The sequence below is a fragment of the Shewanella sp. SP2S2-4 genome (genome assembly GCF_031932025.1).
GTDB lineage: Bacteria > Pseudomonadota > Gammaproteobacteria > Enterobacterales > Shewanellaceae > Shewanella > Shewanella baltica.
In genome coordinates, this window is record NZ_JAUOER010000031.1 from 22,507 (window position 1) to 41,997 (window position 19,491).

At 47.3% G+C, this 19,491-nt stretch carries 17 protein-coding genes; 5 read left to right on the forward strand and 12 right to left on the reverse strand.

Annotated elements, in window-relative coordinates; genetic code table 11:
- Nucleotides 1-2 precede the first annotated feature (2 nt).
- The gene (locus tag Q4Q54_RS19410; protein WP_311989302.1) at nucleotides 3-920 is read left to right on the forward strand and encodes a pseudouridine synthase; all 918 of its coding nucleotides are present in this window, start codon (nucleotides 3-5) and stop codon (nucleotides 918-920) included.
- Between the two features lie 147 nt (nucleotides 921-1,067).
- A complete protein-coding gene (locus Q4Q54_RS19415) occupies nucleotides 1,068-1,457 on the forward strand; it encodes a hypothetical protein (protein WP_311989303.1) in 390 nt (129 codons plus the stop codon).
- Between the two features lie 4 nt (nucleotides 1,458-1,461).
- Here the strand turns inward: Q4Q54_RS19415 and Q4Q54_RS19420 are convergent, their stop codons facing one another.
- Nucleotides 1,462-3,312, reverse strand: coding sequence for an alkaline phosphatase D family protein (locus tag Q4Q54_RS19420; protein ID WP_311989316.1), 1,851 nt, complete (start codon nucleotides 3,310-3,312; stop codon nucleotides 1,462-1,464).
- A gap of 178 nt (nucleotides 3,313-3,490) precedes the next feature.
- Here Q4Q54_RS19420 and Q4Q54_RS19425 point away from each other — a divergent pair, with 178 nt between their 5' ends.
- The 3 genes from Q4Q54_RS19425 to Q4Q54_RS19435 are packed head-to-tail and all read left to right on the forward strand — an operon-like array spanning nucleotide 3,491 to nucleotide 6,272.
- On the forward strand, nucleotides 3,491-4,405 hold the full coding sequence (locus tag Q4Q54_RS19425; protein WP_311989304.1) for an SDR family oxidoreductase: 915 nt from the start codon (nucleotides 3,491-3,493) through the stop codon (nucleotides 4,403-4,405).
- Nucleotides 4,406-4,413: 8 nt separating this feature from the next.
- Entirely contained in the window at nucleotides 4,414-5,724 is a 1,311-nt protein-coding gene (locus Q4Q54_RS19430) for a sensor histidine kinase (protein WP_259586678.1), read from the forward strand.
- Nucleotides 5,721-6,272 (forward strand): response regulator transcription factor, encoded by a 552-nt coding sequence (locus Q4Q54_RS19435; RefSeq protein ID WP_259483819.1) that lies wholly within the window; start codon nucleotides 5,721-5,723, stop codon nucleotides 6,270-6,272. The genes Q4Q54_RS19430 and Q4Q54_RS19435 overlap by 4 nt, the downstream gene beginning before the upstream one ends.
- A gap of 209 nt (nucleotides 6,273-6,481) precedes the next feature.
- Here the strand turns inward: Q4Q54_RS19435 and Q4Q54_RS19440 are convergent, their stop codons facing one another.
- The 11 genes from Q4Q54_RS19440 to Q4Q54_RS19490 all read right to left on the reverse strand — a co-directional run bounded on the left by Q4Q54_RS19440 (nucleotide 6,482) and on the right by Q4Q54_RS19490 (nucleotide 19,389).
- Nucleotides 6,482-8,818, reverse strand: a complete 2,337-nt coding sequence (locus Q4Q54_RS19440) for a M4 family metallopeptidase (protein ID WP_311989305.1) — start codon at nucleotides 8,816-8,818, stop codon at nucleotides 6,482-6,484.
- Nucleotides 8,819-9,430: 612 nt separating this feature from the next.
- Nucleotides 9,431-10,138 carry an SDR family oxidoreductase gene (locus Q4Q54_RS19445; protein ID WP_311989306.1) on the reverse strand — a complete coding sequence of 236 codons (708 nt, stop codon included), beginning with the start codon at nucleotides 10,136-10,138 and terminating at the stop codon, nucleotides 9,431-9,433.
- 13 nt (nucleotides 10,139-10,151) lie between these two features.
- Nucleotides 10,152-11,717 (reverse strand): cryptochrome/photolyase family protein, encoded by a 1,566-nt coding sequence (locus Q4Q54_RS19450; protein WP_311989307.1) that lies wholly within the window; start codon nucleotides 11,715-11,717, stop codon nucleotides 10,152-10,154.
- A gap of 513 nt (nucleotides 11,718-12,230) precedes the next feature.
- Nucleotides 12,231-13,700 carry a P-loop NTPase fold protein gene (locus Q4Q54_RS19455; protein ID WP_311989308.1) on the reverse strand — a complete coding sequence of 490 codons (1,470 nt, stop codon included), beginning with the start codon at nucleotides 13,698-13,700 and terminating at the stop codon, nucleotides 12,231-12,233.
- Nucleotides 13,701-14,177: 477 nt separating this feature from the next.
- Nucleotides 14,178-14,564: a gamma-butyrobetaine hydroxylase-like domain-containing protein gene (locus Q4Q54_RS19460; protein ID WP_071938738.1), complete on the reverse strand. Its 387-nt coding sequence runs from the start codon at nucleotides 14,562-14,564 to the stop codon at nucleotides 14,178-14,180.
- A gap of 207 nt (nucleotides 14,565-14,771) precedes the next feature.
- Entirely contained in the window at nucleotides 14,772-16,100 is a 1,329-nt protein-coding gene (hslU, locus tag Q4Q54_RS19465; RefSeq protein WP_311989309.1) for an ATP-dependent protease ATPase subunit HslU, read from the reverse strand.
- Between the two features lie 19 nt (nucleotides 16,101-16,119).
- A complete protein-coding gene (hslV, locus tag Q4Q54_RS19470) occupies nucleotides 16,120-16,644 on the reverse strand; it encodes an ATP-dependent protease subunit HslV (protein ID WP_006083300.1) in 525 nt (174 codons plus the stop codon).
- A gap of 144 nt (nucleotides 16,645-16,788) precedes the next feature.
- Entirely contained in the window at nucleotides 16,789-17,364 is a 576-nt protein-coding gene (locus tag Q4Q54_RS19475; RefSeq protein ID WP_311989310.1) for a type II secretion system protein, read from the reverse strand.
- A 165-nt stretch (nucleotides 17,365-17,529) separates the two neighbouring features.
- Nucleotides 17,530-18,081, reverse strand: a complete 552-nt coding sequence (locus tag Q4Q54_RS19480; RefSeq protein WP_311989311.1) for a dihydrofolate reductase family protein — start codon at nucleotides 18,079-18,081, stop codon at nucleotides 17,530-17,532.
- A 15-nt stretch (nucleotides 18,082-18,096) separates the two neighbouring features.
- A complete protein-coding gene (locus tag Q4Q54_RS19485; protein WP_259541889.1) occupies nucleotides 18,097-18,372 on the reverse strand; it encodes a hypothetical protein in 276 nt (91 codons plus the stop codon).
- Nucleotides 18,373-18,786: 414 nt separating this feature from the next.
- On the reverse strand, nucleotides 18,787-19,389 hold the full coding sequence (locus Q4Q54_RS19490) for a response regulator transcription factor (protein ID WP_063883311.1): 603 nt from the start codon (nucleotides 19,387-19,389) through the stop codon (nucleotides 18,787-18,789).
- Nucleotides 19,390-19,491: the final 102 nt, after the last annotated feature.

A 19,491-nucleotide genomic window follows, 5' to 3' on the forward strand; every position in this document is an offset into this window, starting at 1 on the left:
ATATGACAGCATCTGCCCGCGCCGCCCAACCTTCTTACATAGTGCTTCCTGTGAATGTCACAGATAAACCCACAGTGTTTGCCTTTCTCGCGCAGCATTTTGCCCGCATAGGTAAAGATGTGTGGCGTCAGCGGATCCTCGATGGAAAAGTGCATTGGCGCGACGGCAGTTTGATCGCCATGGACACCGAATATCGCCCAGCAGCGCGGGTGTATTACTACCGTGAAGTGCCGGTCGAAGCGAAAATTCCCTTTGAAGAACAGATCTTATTCCAAGATGACAATGTTATTTTGGCCTATAAGCCACACTTTTTACCTGTGACTCCAAGCGGTAATTATGTGAACGAATGTCTGGTGCATAGACTAAGATTGCGTACTGGCATTGATACTATTGCGCCTGCTCATAGGCTTGACCGTGAAACCGCAGGGGTGATCTTGATGACAGTCGCTCCCGAAACCCGCGCCCTTTATCATCAATTATTTATCGACGATGCTATTCGTAAAGACTATCAAGCGATTGCCAAGCTGACACCTGAGATTATTGAACAATATCAACAGGGAAGCTTAATGTTACCCCTGCATTGGACGGTAAAAAACCGCATGCAGCCGAGCGACCCGAGTTTTACCATGAAAATCGTTGAAGGCGAGGCGAATACCCATTCCGAAATCAGCCTAGTGGCCATAAAAGGCGATCTTGGTTTGTTCCACCTGAGCCCGATTACCGGCAAAACCCACCAGTTGCGGGTGCATATGCAAAGCTTAGGTATGCCATTGTTAAACGACAGATTTTATCCAAGCTTATTACCCAAAGGGCCGGATAAATTTGCGACGCCTCTTAAGTTGATGGCGCAGCGTTTACGTTTCATTGACCCTGTGAGCGGGATCCATCACGACGTGCAATGTGAGGGTTTTGCGTTTTAGTCAGCGGAAAGCATTATTTCCAGTCTGCTTGAAGGAAATGATCGGGTGCAATTGTGCGCTTGGCCCTGTGATGGTATGAATACAAGCTGCAGTATCTGAGTCTCTGCCATAGGGAGCCATATTACGATTGTTTGAAGGAAGTCCATTATGACTAAATCTGCGATGATCTCTATCTTACTTTGCGCTGCGGTATTAGTGGCAGCCATGTTTGTTGGCGACTGGACGAAACAACCTTATTTAAAAGATATTGCCGCAGAGATCCGCAAGGGGGCTGCGGTGATTGAACCAAAGAAACCGAGTTCGTCTGCAGCATCGGTCATTGAGGCTGATGATGTGGACCAAGACTCGAAAGTGATTTGGGACCAAATGGTGCATGAAAAGCCGACGAATAAGCCGCAGCCAGAGGCGTTGATTTTTAATCAAGTACAGCCGAAGAAAGTCGACACCGATGAGGCTTTATCTAAAAATCTTCCGCCGTTGGATTCGGGTTCTGGTGCCACTCAGTCTGAGACGGTTAAACATCATAAACCTGTCTAATTCGTTATTCCTGTTTGGGAGGTTCGAACAAGGTTTCGCTCATATCACCATGTAAAACCGCAATTTTTGTCGGCGCACCATCATCCGCAAGTTCCAAAATCCCAATACCGCTTTTATTCACTAAACGTTTGCTTGGCGCACCATTCGGTCTTCTGCCGCGCAGCGACATACGTTTTCGTTTTGTCAGTAAGTTAAGCGGTGAAAAGTGGCCGTAAAGCCAGCCATTGAGTTTATCGAAAATCGGTAACAGCTTCTCAGGGAAGTGATTTTTAATGCCGCTGCAGGTGATCTGGTAGATGTTAGGGCTGCTGCGCCGAAAGCGAATACTGATGTCGTAACTAAAGGAGTAATGCACATCGCCGGAGAGGATCACAAATTCCTCTGGGGTTTTACGGTGCATAAAAATACTCAGTAGCGCGTTGGCGGCACCGGGGTGGGCCATCCAGTTTTCGGCGTCCACCAACAAAGAAGCGCCCATCAGCGTGGCAGTGCGCTGTATCGCCTCAATCAATTTGACCCCAAACATAGGTGCAGGCGAGACAATAATGACCTTCGACTGGCCGAGCAATTCTTGCTGCAAATCCATTAACGCCTCCCAATCCATTAAGCCGGAAGGTTTTGCGAGATTGGATTCACTGCGCCAGCGGCGAGTGCGGGTATCGAGCACCACAAGTTTGGGCGAGGTCGATAAGGTGTAATGCCATTGCTCAAATTTAAGTAATTCGTCGATGAGTAGATCCTGACTTTCACTCTGTGGCTGTACAAAAAAAGCATCGAGCAGCGGGCGGATTTCATCAGCAAATTTATCGGGCGCATTGCCAAGCCCTTGGAATAAGGTATAGCCAATCAGGGCATTACCTATAATGCGTTTTGAAAATGCATGCTCGTAGGCAGCGAGTTCCCATTTGGCGGTGAGGTTCCAGTCGTCGGTGACGTCGTGGTCGTCAAACATCATGTAAACGGGAATGTGCGCCATAAAGCGCCTCACCTGCGTCAGCCCAGCTTTAAAGCCGAGCAAATGTTGCCATTCATTCTGCCAGCGGGCGTTATTGGCGGGTATTAAGCCATCAACATCCTTGGGGATATTGACTAATTCCCACAGCTCTGGCGACCAAGTAAGTAAATACAAGGCGATGATTTCATTCAGGCTGACAAGATGATTCTCAGCGATGGAGGAAGTGAAAATCGGGTGATTGCGATACCAACGCCATAGTGCGGTTTTGGCGGGATATTGAGTGTGCGGCAGCAGGTTTTTATGGCGCTGATACAAATCGGCTGGTTGATAATGCAGTGTTTCACTACTGGCTATGTTCGCCCCTTCAAATTGCTCATGCTGAAGGCCAAGCAAGTCGATGACTTGTCCTATGGCGTTTAACATGGGGCCTGCCACATCATCGATATAAACTTGATCGCCACTCATCACGATAAGAGCGGGGCGATCGTCCGCTACACCCGTGTCGATTCTCTTGGCTAAATAGGTATCTGCGGCGACGAGCGCATCGTCACTGTGGTGATGCGGATTGCGGCAAGAACCATGAAATACTTGGGTTAATTCTGGGATAAAACGCACACTTGGCGATGAGGCATCGCCATAGTTCAGCTGACTGATGTTGGCAAAAATATCCCCATGTTGGGCGGCGGATACTTGGTAATTTGTGACTCGATTCGGCGTGAGTAACTCTGGTCGCGACAGCATGATCAGATATTGATGGGCGTGCTGCCCGAGTGGCACATAGTGCACATCGGCATCCTGCAACGGAACCTCATGTTCACCTAGGCGCAACGTAAGATCAGTTAATGGCTCACGACTCACAAACCACAAGGTAAAATGTGTGGCATCGCAGTGGCGCAGCATAGGGCCTGCCAATATCAGAGGAAGTGTCGGACTCAAATTCAGCCTATTGGTGCTCAGGTTAATCTCAAGTGAGTTAACCCTAAGTAAGTTTGGTTTAAAAGAGTAAACAAGTGCGTTGAATATGAAAAGCTTTTAGAATTGTCAGTCATACACATGAGTTGAAACTGAATGGGGCAATATGGCTAAGATCATGGTAACTGGCGCGACTGGGCTACTCGGCCGAGCTGTTGTAAAACAGCTTGAATTAACGGGACATGAGGTTGTGGCCACAGGTTTTAGCCGCGCAAGTGAGCGAGTGCATAAACTCGATCTGACAGCCCCTTTGGCTGTCGAGGCATTTATCGCCCGCGAGCAACCGCAAGTCATAGTGCACTGCGCCGCCGAGCGTCGCCCCGATGTGTCGGAGCAAAATCCGCAGGCGGCATTGGCACTTAACTTAACCGCCAGCCAAGCCCTCGCTATGGCAGCTAAGGCCAATAATGCTTGGCTTATCTATATCTCCACCGACTATGTGTTCGATGGCACTCAGCCTAAGTACGCCGAAGATGCCGCCACTCATCCGGTTAATTTTTATGGTGAATCTAAGCTAAAGGGTGAAGAAATAGTGCTTAACACGAGTGCTGATTTTGCCGTGCTACGCTTGCCAATCCTTTACGGCCAAGTCGAGAAGCTGAGTGAATCTGCTGTGTTAGTGCTGATCAATCAACTGATTGAACGTCATGCTCAGGGTGTTGATCATTGGGCCGTACGAAGTCCAACCTCGACCGCCGATATTGCCCAAGCCATAGACAAGATGATCGCACAGCATATTGAAGCACCTATCGTGCAGGGGATTTATCACTTTAGCGCCGCAGAGACTATGACTAAGTATCAGATGCTGCTGACCTTAGGGGAGATTCTCCAACTCAGCACGGCGCACTTAACGCCTGAGTCGACACCGACAGATAATGCCAAACGGCCAAGGGACTGTAGCTTGAGTTGTGCACGTTTAGCGGCGCTCGGTATTCGCTCCGACATTGATTTCGCCACTGGCGCACGCAAAGCATTAACGCAATCGAGTGGCGCACTGGCCGCACTCGGACTCACACTGTAGGAATGGCTATGGCTAAGATCTTAGGGACTAGTCTACAGGCCGCCGACCAAGTCGCATTACTGCGAACCTTAGGATTGCTGCTGCAAATTGGCTTAACCATGTTTGCCGCCGATACTTTTGGTCTTAGCCTGCAAATGGAGCCGTTAGTGCATGTGTTAGTGCTGGAGGTGTTATACCTGTCACTCACATTAGCCTTACGTAAACCTTTGTTTGCCAAGGAACGTGGCCTCTTTATCGCGCTCAGTTTAGACACACTATTTTGGATCTCTTGGCTGCACTTTTCCGGCGGCGCGACTAATGCGTTTATCTCGTTATTACTGCTGCCGATCGCACTTGCGGCTGTGACTTTGCCAATCTGGGCGCCTTGGGCACTGACGGCTATTTCAACCTTAGCCTACAGCTTGATGATTTTTACTGTGCCCGAATCCCCCATGCAGCACCACGGTATGGATATGAGTTCCCACTATTTAGGCATGTGGTTTAACTTTGTGATTTCAGCTTTGGTGATGACAACCAGCGTGGCGTTAATCACTAAACGTATGCGCCGCCAAGATGCGCAGCTAGCCTATATGCGCGAGGGGCAATTACGTCAGGAACAACTCTTGGCCCTAGGTACGGCATCGGCGCAGATGGCGCATCAACTGGCCACACCACTCTCAAGCCTGAGGTTGTTACTCGATGAAGTCAAAGAAGATATGAGCGGCACTTCGATAACGGTTGTCGAGATGGAGACTGCGTTAGGCCGATGTGAACATACGCTCACCGAGCTGCGATTGGCGACTGAGTCGATCCGCGATCGCCGCCAGCGGCCACAAAAGATCGCTGAGCTGGTGGACGGTTTAAAGCAAAAAACCTTACTGCTCATGCCGCAGACCGAACTGAACTGGCTGTTTACCTGTGCGCCTGAGCAACTGGCAGAGCAAAGCATTCTGACCGATATGAGTCTCACACCTGCCATCATGGCTTTGATTGAGAATGCCGCCCGCGCCAGTGTCGAAACCTTAGGTGCCCCGCAGGTGGATATCAGCTTAGATATCGCGCCAAGTGAGGCTCAGATCTACTTGCAGATCCGCGATTATGGCCCTGGTATCGCGCCCTCTTTATTGCCGCAATTGGGCACCTTATTAATTGAGAGTCCCAAGGGCTTAGGTGTTGCGCTGCTACTCAGTCACGCCAGTCTAGAGCGTTTGGGCGCAGAATTGATCCTGGCCAATCATCCCCAAGGCGGTACTGTGGCACAAATTCGCTTTACGATTCTCAAGGACAAAGCGGCATCGTTATCGCCCAACACTCAGGCTGCTGGCGGAGTCAGATCATGAAACGTTTGTTAATCGTCGAGGATGACCTTTCTCTGGCGAGTATTTTAGGCCGACGTCTCACGCGCCACGGCTTTGAGTGCCGCCTAACCCATGATGCCAGCGATGCGCTGCTGGTGGCGCGGGAGTTTCGCCCTAGCCACATTTTGTTGGACATGAAGCTGGCCGAAGCTAATGGCTTAGGGTTAATTGTGCCACTGCGTAACCTGCTGCCCAAGGTGACCATGGTGTTGCTCACCGGCTACGCCAGTATTGCCACTGCGGTGGAAGCGATTCGCCTCGGCGCCGATAATTATTTAGCTAAACCTGTCGATACCCAAACCTTACTCGCCGCGCTGGAAATGGAAGGGCATTCCCATACACTTCAAGAAGATGAAATCGATGACTCGCCCCTTAATCCTAAGCGTTTGGAGTGGGAACATATTCAGCAAGTGCTCAATGCTAACCAAGGCAATGTGTCCGCTACCGCCCGACAATTGGGGATGCATCGTCGCACCTTACAACGTAAGTTGCTCAAAAAACCTGTGGGTGAAAGTGGACATTTGAAGTAACGCTTTATTTTCATAAGTTGGCAAGTGACGCCGACTCAAGCACATGAAATAAGGATGCTGACGGGATTGAGGCTGGCTTAGTGCACCGAATTTGCGCATAAAAAATGCCACTCAAAAAAGACTGAGTGGCATTAACAAGAAACGAGAAGTTTATCGATGAGTCGGCGCTAGGATTTTACGCTAGCGCCACGATACGATTTCTTATGCGATTAAAAGTTAACGGTTTCTTCGTTTGAGCAAGGGCCGTTAGTTTCACACACTTTATAGCTGAAGCTAGTGCCAGCTAGGTCGGTGAAACGGTCAATAAACGATGAACTGCTTGAAGTACCTACCGCAACGCCGTTACGGAAGATAGTGTACTCATCAGCGTTATGACCTTCCCATGCGAGTGCAACACGAATGCTGCCGCGACGAGATTTGTTAGCGTTTTTCACTGTCATTTCTAACGCCACTTCTGGTACTTCAACTGCAAATTCTTCAGAAGTGCTTGCTGTTGCGCCATCGTTGTCAGTCACAGTCAATGTCACTGTGTAGTTGCCTGACTGAGCATACTGATGATTTACACTTGCGCCTGAAGCAGTTGTGCCATCACCGAAGCTCCAGCTCCATGCAACGACATCACCGTCGCTGTCAGTACTGGTGCTAGTGAAGCTACCGTTACCGTTGGCAAAGCTTGCAGTAAAGCCCGCTGTTGGATCTTGGTTTGGTATCTCATCGCCACCGTCATAAGCACCCACTAGGCTCACACCTGTGTAGCTGCTATAGCCACTGACCATGACCCAATAAGTTCCTGTTTGGGCTGGATCGATAGGGCAGCTTTCGGCATTACCGGCTTTGTATGGACGGCAATCATAGCTACTAGAGGTAGGAGCTTGGCCGAATTTAACATACATGTCCGCATCACCCGTGCCGCCTGACATATTAAAACTCAGGTTGGTTGCACCGCTTGCTACGTCGAGTTTGTAGTATTGTTTGCTACCAGATGCGCCCGCTAAATCCGTCACAGCGACACCGTTCGCGAGTTCAGTCGCTTCTGGTGGTGGCGGTGGTGGTGGCGTTTCACAAGGTGTGATACCCACAGCGGCAAACGCAGTAACCACATCGTCAGCACTTAAGCCTAAGTCAGTCGCCGCAGATTTAACGCCACAAGCGCCTTGCCAGAACAAGCTGTCAGCCGTCCAATATAATTGGTTAGCAACCACAAATGTTTGGAATGCAGTGCGTGTATCCCAGCCCGGTAAGTTTGCGAGTGTGTAGAAGGCTTTGTTGAAGACACCTGAACTGTGGTGTACGTCGATGCCATCATAGTAATCGTCGATATGGCCGATTGAGATTCCGTCTAAGGTTGGATCTGCCATGTAACGCAGTGCGCCATTGCCTTTAAAGATATCAGCGCCGACTAACCAGTCGTTCGTGCCGTGCATGTAAAATTCAGCAGCTTCACCCGCCATATCTGAGAAGGCTTCGTTCATGCCACCAGATTGAGCATCGTAAATCAGGCCTGAGTTTTGCTCAGTGAAACCATGGCTCACTTCGTGTGCCGAGACATCTAAGCTCACTAATGGATAGAAGGTTGTTGCGCCATCACCGAAGGTCATAGCACTGCCGTCCCAGAAGGCGTTTTCATAGTTGCTGCTGTAGTGAACCCGCATGGTTAACTGGAAAGTTAACGGCGCAGTGTTGTACCACTCGCTATACATGTTGTAGATCACGTTACCAAAATAGTGCGCATCGTTTAATGGCGAGTAAGCACCGTTGATCTCTTTAACTGTATTGCGTGGGCAAGTATAAGAGAAGGCTGTTGCGCCTGATGTGGCACCGTTCAAGTTAACGGTTTTCACGTTAGGTGAGTTCATGGTGCAGGTGTCACCACTCACTTCAACGTCTAAGTAAGAAAAATCCGTACCGTATTCGTATTGGCCAGTCTTGATGTTACCGCCAGGACCTGTACCGCTCGCGGCGTGGTTAATCCCTTCCCAACGCTTGAGCACTTCACCTGAGTGCGCGTCAATCATAGTGAATGGACGGCTTGGCTCATCGCCATATACCACAAAAGACGTCACATAAACGAGGCGAGTTTTAGCCGTATCATCAAGGTAAAGCCATAATTTTGCTTGTTTGTTTTCAGCTTTTAGGCCTGCAACAGCTTTCTCTGACTTGCCACGAATGGCAATGTCTAACGCTTTGTTAGCCGTTAATGTGGGTTTGACAAAATCAGCCGACTTTTCAATATTTTTTAATACGCGGCCAGACATGTCGCTGTAGAAGCCCATGCTCGATTGTGACGTTGCAACAGAGAAACCATAAACAGGCACGTCATGGAAATATTGTTGTAAACGTTGCTTTTGCTTGCCTTGACCTAGGTCGAGTTTTTTCTCGACTTTGAGTTGGCTACCTGCGTCTAAGTTGAACTGAGACACTAAGTTATTGCTTGAAGACGCACTTCTGAGTGTACCGACATCGACAATATCAGCAGCAAATGCTGATGTGCCTAACGTAGCCGACACTGCAATGAAGAGTAGCGACAGTTTTTTGTTTAGCATCATGCTTAAAATCCTTTTTCCGTTTGTCATTAACGTTGGAATGCCATACTGCTTAACTGGCTCGGGCGAGCGTTTTTTATTGTGATTTCTACAGGGTCGTCGGCATACCTCTGCCATGGCCGAATAGAATGAGCTGTTGCTCAGGCGGAGATTCTCAGATTTTTATTCTGTGTAAAGCGTGAATGACCGCATGACCTTAGATGTTATTTAAATGTAAAAGTGTTAACAATCGTACAAAGGAACTATCTTCAGCGTTCATTTAGGTGCTTTTAAATTCGAATTAGGACTTTTGGGTAATAGCGATTTAGCCTAGTCAAATGGCGGGTTTTGTGAGTCGTAAAAAGTGCTTTATTGATGGATTTTCATTGGGTTAGGTTGGGTTTTATGGCGAGGTTAAGCGGGTAATTTTTAGGTAGGTGATTTTTAAGCGGGTGGCTTTAAGGATTAGCGGTGCTTTTGGGCATAACCCTTTTTTAAGGGCAAAGATCCATCGCTTTGCCGGATTCATTTTGAAAAATGCACTTTGCAAGGGCCATTTGAAAGATGGCCTTTGAAATATGTACGTTGCAAGAGCCCGTATGCGTCGCAATGGCTTGACTCACTGTTCAGCTTATTTCACCAAGGTAACTCTGTGCCATCGTAGGCGAAAAAGCACCCTGTTTGTGCCGGAGTGGCATTGGCAATGATCGGCAGCAAGCAGTTGGCGACATACTCAGGTGTAAACAGTTTGCCTTTAGGCACACTCTGTTGAAAGGGTTGAGACAATGGTGTGTCTGTGGTGCCCGGATGCAGGGATAACACCACGCAGTGTTTCATGGTTCGTTGCCACTCAATCGCCAGTGTTTTGAGAAACATATTCAGCGCGGCCTTTGAGGCGCGATAGCTGTACCAGCCACCTAATCTGTTATCGGTAATGCTGCCGACTTTCGCCGATATCACGGCAAATCTTGCTGAGTCACTTTGTTTTAAGGCATGGCAGAAGTGCTTCGCCAGCATGACGCTGGGCAGGGTGTTGAGCGTTAAATTGTGCTGGAAAAAGGCGATATCCAGTGATTGTAGGCTTTTCTCTGGCCCTTTATCTTGGGTGTGCAAAATCCCGACACAGTTAATCAGCCAATCTAATTCAGTGAGTTGTTCACTCAGCTGTTTAATCTCGGCCTCATTGGTCACATCTAACTGATGCCATTGGATATTACTCTGCCTGTTGTTAGGAAGATGATGCCTGTAGGTGGCGTGCACTGTGGCGTCGGGATATGTCTCTTGGACTTGCTTAACTATGGCTTGGCCAATACCCCCACTTCCGCCGACGATAAGTACTTTCATAGCAAACTCTCCACTATAAACGGTTTAGATGAGCAAGATTGTGCTCGGCCGTGGCTAATATGGCGTGCCTTACGGATTCGTCCATCTTGTCCCAAGTCTGGTACAGCATGCCGATCCTTGGGTTCTGCGACAATCTTGCGCGGTGTTTGTCCATAAAGCGCCAATAAAAGCTATTGAACGGGCAGGCAAGTGCGCCGCTGCGTTCTTTTATCTTGTAATGACAGCCGCTGCAGTAATCACTCATTTTATTGATGTAGGAACCGCTAGCGGCGTAGGGTTTAGTACCGACAATACCGCCGTCGGCAAACAAGGCCATGCCGCGAGTGTTAGGCATTTCAACCCATTCGATGGCATCAACATACACGCCTAAATACCACTCATCGACTTGATTTGGCTCGATTTCGGTTAATAAACAGAAATTGCCGATCACCATTAAGCGCTGAATATGATGGGCGTAGGCAAAATCTAATGATTGGGATAACGCTTGTCGCATGCAGTTCATCTTAGTGTCGCCATGCCAAAAATAATCGGGTAGCGTCCCATGGGCATCGAGCGCGTTGGTGCTGGCGTACTGCGGCATATTGGCCCAGTAAATGCCGCGAACGTATTCTCGCCAACCTAATATCTGCCGCACAAATCCTTCGACTTGGGCGATATCAATTTCAGCATTCGTTTGATAGCTGTCGATGGCCGCATTGATGACTTCTAACGGGCTGATTAATTTACTGTTAAGGCTGAATGATAGCCGACTATGGCACAAGCTCCACTTAGCAGGATGTTGCGCTGTCATGGCATCTTGAAAGCGGCCAAAGGAAGGCAAGCAAACCTGACAAAAATAGGTTAATAGCTCGAGGCTTTGTGCACGGTTTATAGGCCACAGCAATGGCCCATCAATGCGACCCATGGTCGGGATTTGGTGACGCTCAAGCCTAGCGAGAATTTCAGTTACATCGAGGCTAAACATTAATGGCTCAGGCAAGACTTTTATATCCTGAGGTTTAAGCTTCTGACGGTTGCTGGCATCAAAGTTCCATTGCCCACCGAGTGGCTTTCCATCTTGCATCAAGATGTTGAAGCGTTTACGCATACGGCGATAAAAGTGCTCCATCATAATGTGTTTGCCGACGGGGAACTGCGTATCGATTTCGTCAAACGGCAAGATAAAGTGCTCTGTATCAACACTGTTCACCACGGTGGTGTTGAGCTTAAGCTGGCTCAATTGCTTGAGTAAGCGGTATTCATCAGGCCTTTGGTATTCAAACTTTATTGCGCCAACCAGCGTCACTTGATGTTGAATGAGCCCCAATAGATCGCTATAGCCCTGAGTGTTATTGAAGGTGTCATCAAGGGTTAAATAGAGCACTTGATGCCCTTGCGCCCGCAGCTCTTTGGCAAATTGCGCCATTGCCGCAAAGAAGGCACATATCTTTTGCACATGATGCGTCACATAAGTGTTTTCTTGGTGCAATTCTGCAATCACATACAGCACTTGATCATCAACGCGGTTAAACCAAGAATGCTGGGCATTGAGTTGATCACCTAAAATTAACCTGACGGTATGGAATTGCTGTAATTGCATTAAGTGGACTCTGGTGAATGACTTTCGCGGTTAAACATTTCGCGATGGGATATTGCAGGACATTACGAATTGGGTTGCTGTGAGGATCACAAGGCTGGGTATTTGTCGTGATTTCGACAAAGAGGTTTATCTGTAAACTTCGTTTAATTGCGTTTAAAAGGCTTTTAAAAGCAAAGTCAAAGTCGTGGGGCTTCACCCCACACCCGACCAAAAGGGAAAAAACGCCTGTTCCCCTTTTGGAAATCCCCCGGCGCCCCTAGCGAAGTTACATGCATTAGTTACTGGTCTCATACTCCAATAAAAATTGCCTAACGGCTCAGATGAGACATCCCTGTCCCCCCGAGCCTGCGCCCTCATCCATGATGTCGCCACTGCATTTTTATCTGCGTATTTCGACAACTTCGCAGGGGAAGGTTAAATCCTGAAATTTCAGTGTTAGCTTCTAATCTCAAAAGAATTTTGCCTGTCGCATCTATTATTTAACAATGGGTGCCTTAATAAGTTTGGCGGTGTTTATTGAATATGCCCTGATAGTTCTATTACTCTTTGATAGTTCTCCCATAACCAAAAATTGCAGTTAGGATCGTTGTGTTGGCGTATGATTTCTGTAAATACGGTTATGCGATCTTGAGAGAAACCCAATATTTCTATCTTGTCAAAATTGTACGATTCAATAGTTAGCATTTGTTGTGCGTATGCATGCTCCTGATGACTGCCGCGCCCTCTATATCGAGTTTTAGACTCTGTCGTCATTACGCAATTAAACATAGCATCGATAGTGTTACTTAGTTGGCTAGTATTTATTTTTATATTTGTCCCTAAAGGGTTATTGTTTTTACGTTCGGAAAGTTCTAGTTTGTCGAAATACTGTTCTATCAAGCCAACAATTAGAACCACAGTGTTTATAACAGTATTAGAATTTTCTTTAATTCCTAAGGCATAATCCAAGCTAGTAAAAAATCTATTAAGAATTTGCTCAACACCCCTTAATTCGATGTTGTTGGCTTCAAAAAGGGCTGCAAATACTTCAATGATTGTATCTGGAGAGCTAATAGGGTGGAGGTTGATTCCATTGTTTGTATATTTACTAAAATCGAGTTGTTTTGCTTTTAAGTAATCAACTGTTGATACTTGTGGTAGATTCACTTTTCTATCAAAGAATCTTCGTAAATAATGTTTGGCGTCAAAAGTTGAACCATACACGGCTTGAACAGAATGCTCTAAAACATCGGTATTTGTTGCTACTAAGAATGTGCAGCCTTTTGTTTCAAAGAAATGTTTAATGACTTCAAGAGTCTCAATAGCGTAAGTAGGTCTGCACCTATCCAGTTCGTCAATCAAGATAACAATAGGGATATTTAGTTCGTATATAACCTCTATCAACTCGGATATATAGGTTATGTACTCTTTAATTTCTTTCATGGCCTGCACAGCCTCTACATGATTTTTTTGAATTGTTTCAACGTACTTTTTAGATTTTGATTCAGTTATTAAGTTTGGGATAGCTGATATGGCCGCGTTAACTGAGGATATTTCCGTCGAAATGGAGTTATCAGCACCAACGAGTGAAACAAGTGTGGCGTAATGTAAGCAAGTACCTAATTTAGCTTTCAGCTTGTTAAAAGTTTCGGTTGCTTTATTTTCATGCTTTATTTCTCCATTTGGGATTTTTTCTTTTAATATGAACTCAATCTGTTGAAGTAATTCGCTGCAAATCACGGCTAGAGGGTTTGTGGAAAAGTCGCTTTCCCAAATATCAATATAGACAACAGGATGATCTCTTTTGGCTAGTTCAATATATAAACGCCTAATGAACTCTGTTTTACCTGAACCATATACCCCATCTAGATTAATAACACGGCTATCTGCAGTGAGAAAGTGAGCGATGAACTCACCAAACTCTCTTCTGTTGGTTCTACAGGTCTCCCAGTTATATATAGGTTCCCATTCCATGTATTTACTGGCGTGATTTGAACTTTCCATTTCTTTCCCTTTCTTAAGTACGATTTAGCTGGCCATAAAGTGTAAAAGGAATTTATCGAGACATTCATTGTTAAATTTTACAATGCTGATGGCTCTTGGTATTAACAGTTTACGCCGAAGTCACAGAATACACATCCCCTCGGAGTTGCCGAAGGGCATTTGCGTTCGTTGCGTGATCGAGGCATGGATGCCGAGATAGCGTCAGTCGAATCAGGGACGAGCGTCTGACGCGATAGCATAAGGACGCTAAATGCCCAAGGGGCTTTCAACTCCGTCGGGGGCGTCTTGGAGAATCCAAGGAGGATAGGACGAGCAGTCCTCCTTGGTCGGGTGTGGGGTGAAGCCCCACGACTTTAAGTGTTATCGTGGGAAATAGAATATTTATCAGTTTGGTACTACCAACTCAGCCTTTAGCGCATAGGTTTCTAGCTTGGCACTATTAAGGTTTGGCGGGCTATTCAACCGATTAGCAACCGATTAGTTGTACTTTATATTCATCGCGATCAGCGGTTCGCGTGAGGCTTTTTCGGCGCGTAGGCGGGCGAGGTATTTTTCCCATAGATCCACTTGGTGGGTGGCGAGATCGTAGAGTACTTTCCACGAGAATAGGCCTGTGTCGTGGCCGTCATCGAAGACGATTTTCACTGCGTAGTTGCCGACGGGTTCAATGGCGCTGATGTTGACGTTTTTCTTGTGGGTGACCAGCTTAGGGTTGCCGTGACCATGCACTTCGGCTGAGGGCGAGTAGACTCTGAGCATCTCGCAGCTGAGCTGATATTGCTCACCATTGTCGAAACTGACTTCTAGAATGCGTGATTTACGTTTCAGTTTAATATCGGTGACATTCGGCGTTGCTGTGGTCATAGGTTGGCTACCAAGAAAATGCTAAGGATAGGATAACGACTCATTAAAATAACACCTGACTAATGTAACCGCTGGCGGCCAAGGATACAAAGGGTAAGCTAGGGTCGCCTAGCGTTTGGAGTCGACTTTTCGGTTGAGTCACACTTTTGCATTTGAGTCGCCGTTCACCGCCAAGTCGTTTGGGCTTGGCGGTGAACGGGTTTTGCACTAGAGGATAAAGCGGCTGAGATCTTCGTCTTGGACTAAGTTATCTAAGTGGGCGCTGACATAGTCGGCGTCGATAACAAAGGCGGAGCCCGATTTTTCCGATGCCTCGTAGGAGATATCTTCCATCAGCTTTTCCATCACAGTGTGTAAACGACGGGCGCCGATATTTTCGGTGCGTTCGTTCACTTGCCATGCGGCTTTTGCAATGCTGTCGATACCCGATTCGCTGAATTCAACTTTCACGCCTTCTGTGTTCATCAGCGCGATATATTGCTCGGTGAGCGAGGCGTGTGGCTCGGTCAAAATGCGTTTAAAATCATTGGCTGACAGCGCATCTAACTCGACACGGATCGGCAAACGACCCTGTAGCTCAGGAATTAAATCCGATGGTTTCGACATCTGGAATGCGCCAGAGGCGATAAACAGTATGTGGTCGGTTTTTACCATGCCGTGTTTTGTGGTCACAGTGCAGCCTTCGACTAACGGCAGTAAATCGCGCTGTACGCCTTCACGGGAAACGTCTGGGCCAGAGGTTTCGCCGCGCTTACAGATTTTGTCGATCTCGTCGAGGAACACTATGCCGTGTTGCTCAACCAATTCAATGGCTTGCTCTTTTAAATCTTCCTGATTGACCAGTTTTGCCGCTTCTTCTTCGATCAATAGCTTAAAGGCTTCTTTGATCTTCATCTTGCGACGTTTTGCTGGTGCTTGGCCCATGTTTTTAAACAGACTTTGCAGCTGGTTGGTCATTTCTTCCATGCCTGGAGGCGACATGATTTCAACACCAATTTGCGGTTGGGCCACATCGATATCGATTTCTTTATCGTCTAATTGGCCTTCGCGTAGTTTTTTGCGGAAGACTTGACGGGTATTTGAGTTGGAATCGGTTTCAGTGCTTTCCCAGTCGTTTTTCGGCTTAGGCAACAGGGCATCGAGAATGCGCTCTTCGGCATTTTCTTCGGCGCGTTGGCGACATTTGCCCATTTGCTGTTCACGGGTCAGCTTGATGGCGATATCGGTCAAGTCGCGGATGATTTGCTCGACTTCCTTACCGACATAACCCACTTCTGTGTATTTAGTCGCTTCGACCTTGATAAAAGGCGCGTTCGCCAGCTTGGCTAAACGGCGGGCAATTTCAGTTTTACCAACGCCTGTTGGGCCAATCATCAGAATATTTTTTGGGGTGACTTCTTGACGGAAATCTGCGTCAAGTTGCATCCGGCGCCAGCGGTTACGCAGGGCGACAGCAACAGAACGTTTGGCCTTTTGTTGGCCAATAATGTGTGCATCCAGCTCGTGGACAATCTCACGGGGGGTCATTTCAGACATAATATTCCTCACGGGCTGTTTAGTAATTGAGTTCTTCAATCGTTTTGAATTGATTGGTGAATACGCAGATATCCGCAGCAATAGTCAGGGATTTTTCGGCGATTTCTAAGGCTGACAGCTCAGTATTTTGCAATAGTGCAAGGGCCGCCGCTTGGGCATAGTTGCCGCCTGAACCAATGGCGACTAAGTCGTGTTCTGGCTGAACGACATCACCATTACCTGTGATGATCAGCGAGGTTTCCGCATCGGCCACGACTAACAGTGCTTCGAGTTTACGCAGCATACGGTCGGTACGCCAATCTTTGGCGAGCTCAACGGCCGAGCGCAATAAATGGCCCTGGTGCATTTCAAGTTTGGCCTCAAAACGCTCGAATAGGGTGAAAGCATCGGCGGTGCCGCCTGCAAAACCTGCCAGTACCTTGTTGTGATATAAGCGACGCACTTTTTTGGCGTTACCTTTCATGACGGTATTGCCTAGGGAGACTTGGCCATCGCCGGCGATGACAACTTGATTATTACGGCGTACTGATACGATAGTGGTCACAATGAATCCTCTTCTGGCCCGCAGCAAAAGTTGCGGTGGATGATGGGATATATATGGGGATGGATGACAATAATTCAAGTAATCGCGGCAAATGCCAAAGGAGTTTGCGATCTTTCGCGCTCCTTTAGCAATAAAAATAAGCGCTTATTGGGAAAGGGTGGATCGACCTACAATAGTGCGGCCATCGAAGGGATAGTATTTAAGATCCCAGTTTTCACTGCCGAAGCTGCGATCGTCAGAGACATAGTTGAAAATGCAGTAAGCATTGGGATCTTTTATGTCGACGGCACCATACCAGTAAACAATGTCGACATTGGGAACTGTGCGCCAAGAGTATTGATCGGCAATGACAAATTCATTATTAGCCAAAAGACCTTGCCATAACTGACCACAATAATCGCCCTGCAATTTAGCACCGGCATCAGCGGTTGCAGTCTCTATTCCCAGTGGAAATCCTGTGGTGGTCGAGTCGAGTTTTCCGTCACCATAACAGGCGAGATCTTGGATATAACCAGAGTGACCGCCCGCAAGCCAACAACTGTGGTAAAGCTTAACACCAGAGGTAAAGGCCGCAAATGCGGTTTTGGCTCTGGCATCGTGAGCATCTTGGCCTAGGTTTAAAAACCGTGGTGCTGCGACGACGGCCAAGATCCCAAGGATGATAATGACCACAACCAGCTCAATTAATGTAAAACCCTTCGATGACTGCAAACGACTCATATTGCTCACCTATTTGTTAGAGGACAATATTCTAACGGAACTTTGATTTGCAATCAGTAAGCCATTGATAATATTTAGTTGTTTAACATTGCTGTTACATAGTTATGCAGCAAGATGGCAAGCCATCACTTCACCCTTCAATGCCATCAGCCGAATGTAAACGGCTTATAAAGCCATTTTGTCTATAACACGATAGCGGGTTTGTACGTAGCCATTGTCATATTGCTGCGTGTGGATTGGGATTAATTGAATCGCTTGAGCTAAGTCGCCAAAGAGGGGAATACCTTTACCCAGTAAAGTGGGGATGCGAGTGAGCGTGAGTTCCTGAATTAGCCCTGCCGCTAAAAAGCCTTGGATTGTTTGGCCGCCATCGATATAGAGATGCTTAAAGCCATGGGTTTTAAGTTGCTCGCTAATGCTTGCTGCATCGCCATTTAGCACTTGCACGTGCTCACTTAACGCCGACGGTACTGTTACACCGCTGCGACTTAATACAAACACTGGGATATTCATATAGGGCCAATCACAATCGAAGGAGAGGACTTTTTCAAAGCTTTTACGTCCCATCACTATCGCATCGACAGTGTCGATAAAAGCATGGTAACCAAAATCTTCATCGGGATTAGTACTAGGATGCTGGTTTAAAAAGTCGATATCCCCATCGGGAGTGGCGATATAGCCGTCGAGGGTCGCGGCAATAAAAACGGAGGCTTTCATTCATCTTCCTTAATGCTATTTTCGAGCGTGTTTCTCTAATGATTCTTTTAGTGCCTGTTGCTGAGCGAAGCAGTCTTGTTTTGCTTTGCCCGACATATCGTTACACGTTTGACCTTTATCTGGGCCTTCTAATATGGCGGCTGCAACATAAACAGCGGCATCGGCTGCATTGCATTCTTGTTTGCTGTAGGGGGAATTTGTATCACATTTTGAATTAAGCGGCCCAACGCAGCCACTCATGCATGTCAAGGCTAAGGCGCTAAAACTGAGTAATATTAAAGGTTTGAACATTCGCTCTTCCATGATTCTTGTTATTTAAGACGGTTGGAAAGTATATAACTGCTTTACAGACGGAGCTAGAACTGGATCGTTTCATTTCCACTTTGGTTGTTATCTCAGAGTAAGGCATTCGCGGGTGGGAGAAAAAATCCCCGAGGGCATAGTTACCCTCGGGTGGAGGTTCAAAAAGCAGTGGATTTCTTGAGCGCCTGCGGGGCACAAAGGAAGGAACCTATGGCGCGATTGTGCGGGCTGATACGATATTTAACAAAGCCAAATGCACAAACTGCGACAGCTTGTCGCAGGTAGGATGAAAACTGTGTAGTTACGGTATCTTGAATGGTCTGGGTAAAAAGGGTTTAACGGTTAAATCCTTATGCGTGGCGAGAAGGCGTCGCGGTTGTTTAGCGACTATGGGTCACTGACTTATAAGGCTGAATGTAGATTCCCTAAGTGCTGCACTAGCTCTGCCATATTATTCACTTCGAGTTTCTTCATGATTTTTGCGCGGTGCACTTCAATCGTGCGCAAGGATAAAAACATCGCCTCCGAGATTTGCTTGTTAGTCATTCCTTGGATCACATGGGCTAACACTTGCTGTTCGCGCTCGGTCAGTTGGTCAAACTTATGCTGCAGACTTTGCTGCTCGAAGGCCGCTTGGCTTTCACGCTGTGCTTTTTCTATCGCTTGTACTAATGCCTTACCCGATACGGGTTTTTGAAAAAAGTCGCAGGCTCCCTTACGAAATGCGCTGAGTGCCATAGGTAAATCGCCGTGGCCAGTGAGAAATATCACGCCTAGCGGGCTGTGGGTTTCGATCAGTTTTTGCTGCACTTCTTGGCCGGTGATTTCTGGCATTCGACTATCTAAAATCACGCAGCCCGCCTGTGATAATGCACAGTGCGCAAGGAAGTCGCGGCCGCTGTTGAAGGTTTGCACTTGGTAGCCAAATTGCCCAAGCATAAAACCCAGCGAATCCAGAATAGCTTCATCGTCATCAACTAAATACAGTGGCAATTTTGTAGACATGGATTTCCTTATGGAGGCGGGAGAGCTATATCAGCTTAAGCCGCGTCTGTGCTTGGCTCAATTTTAAGCCTAGGTCTTGGGAGGTGCATCACTAAATTAGCC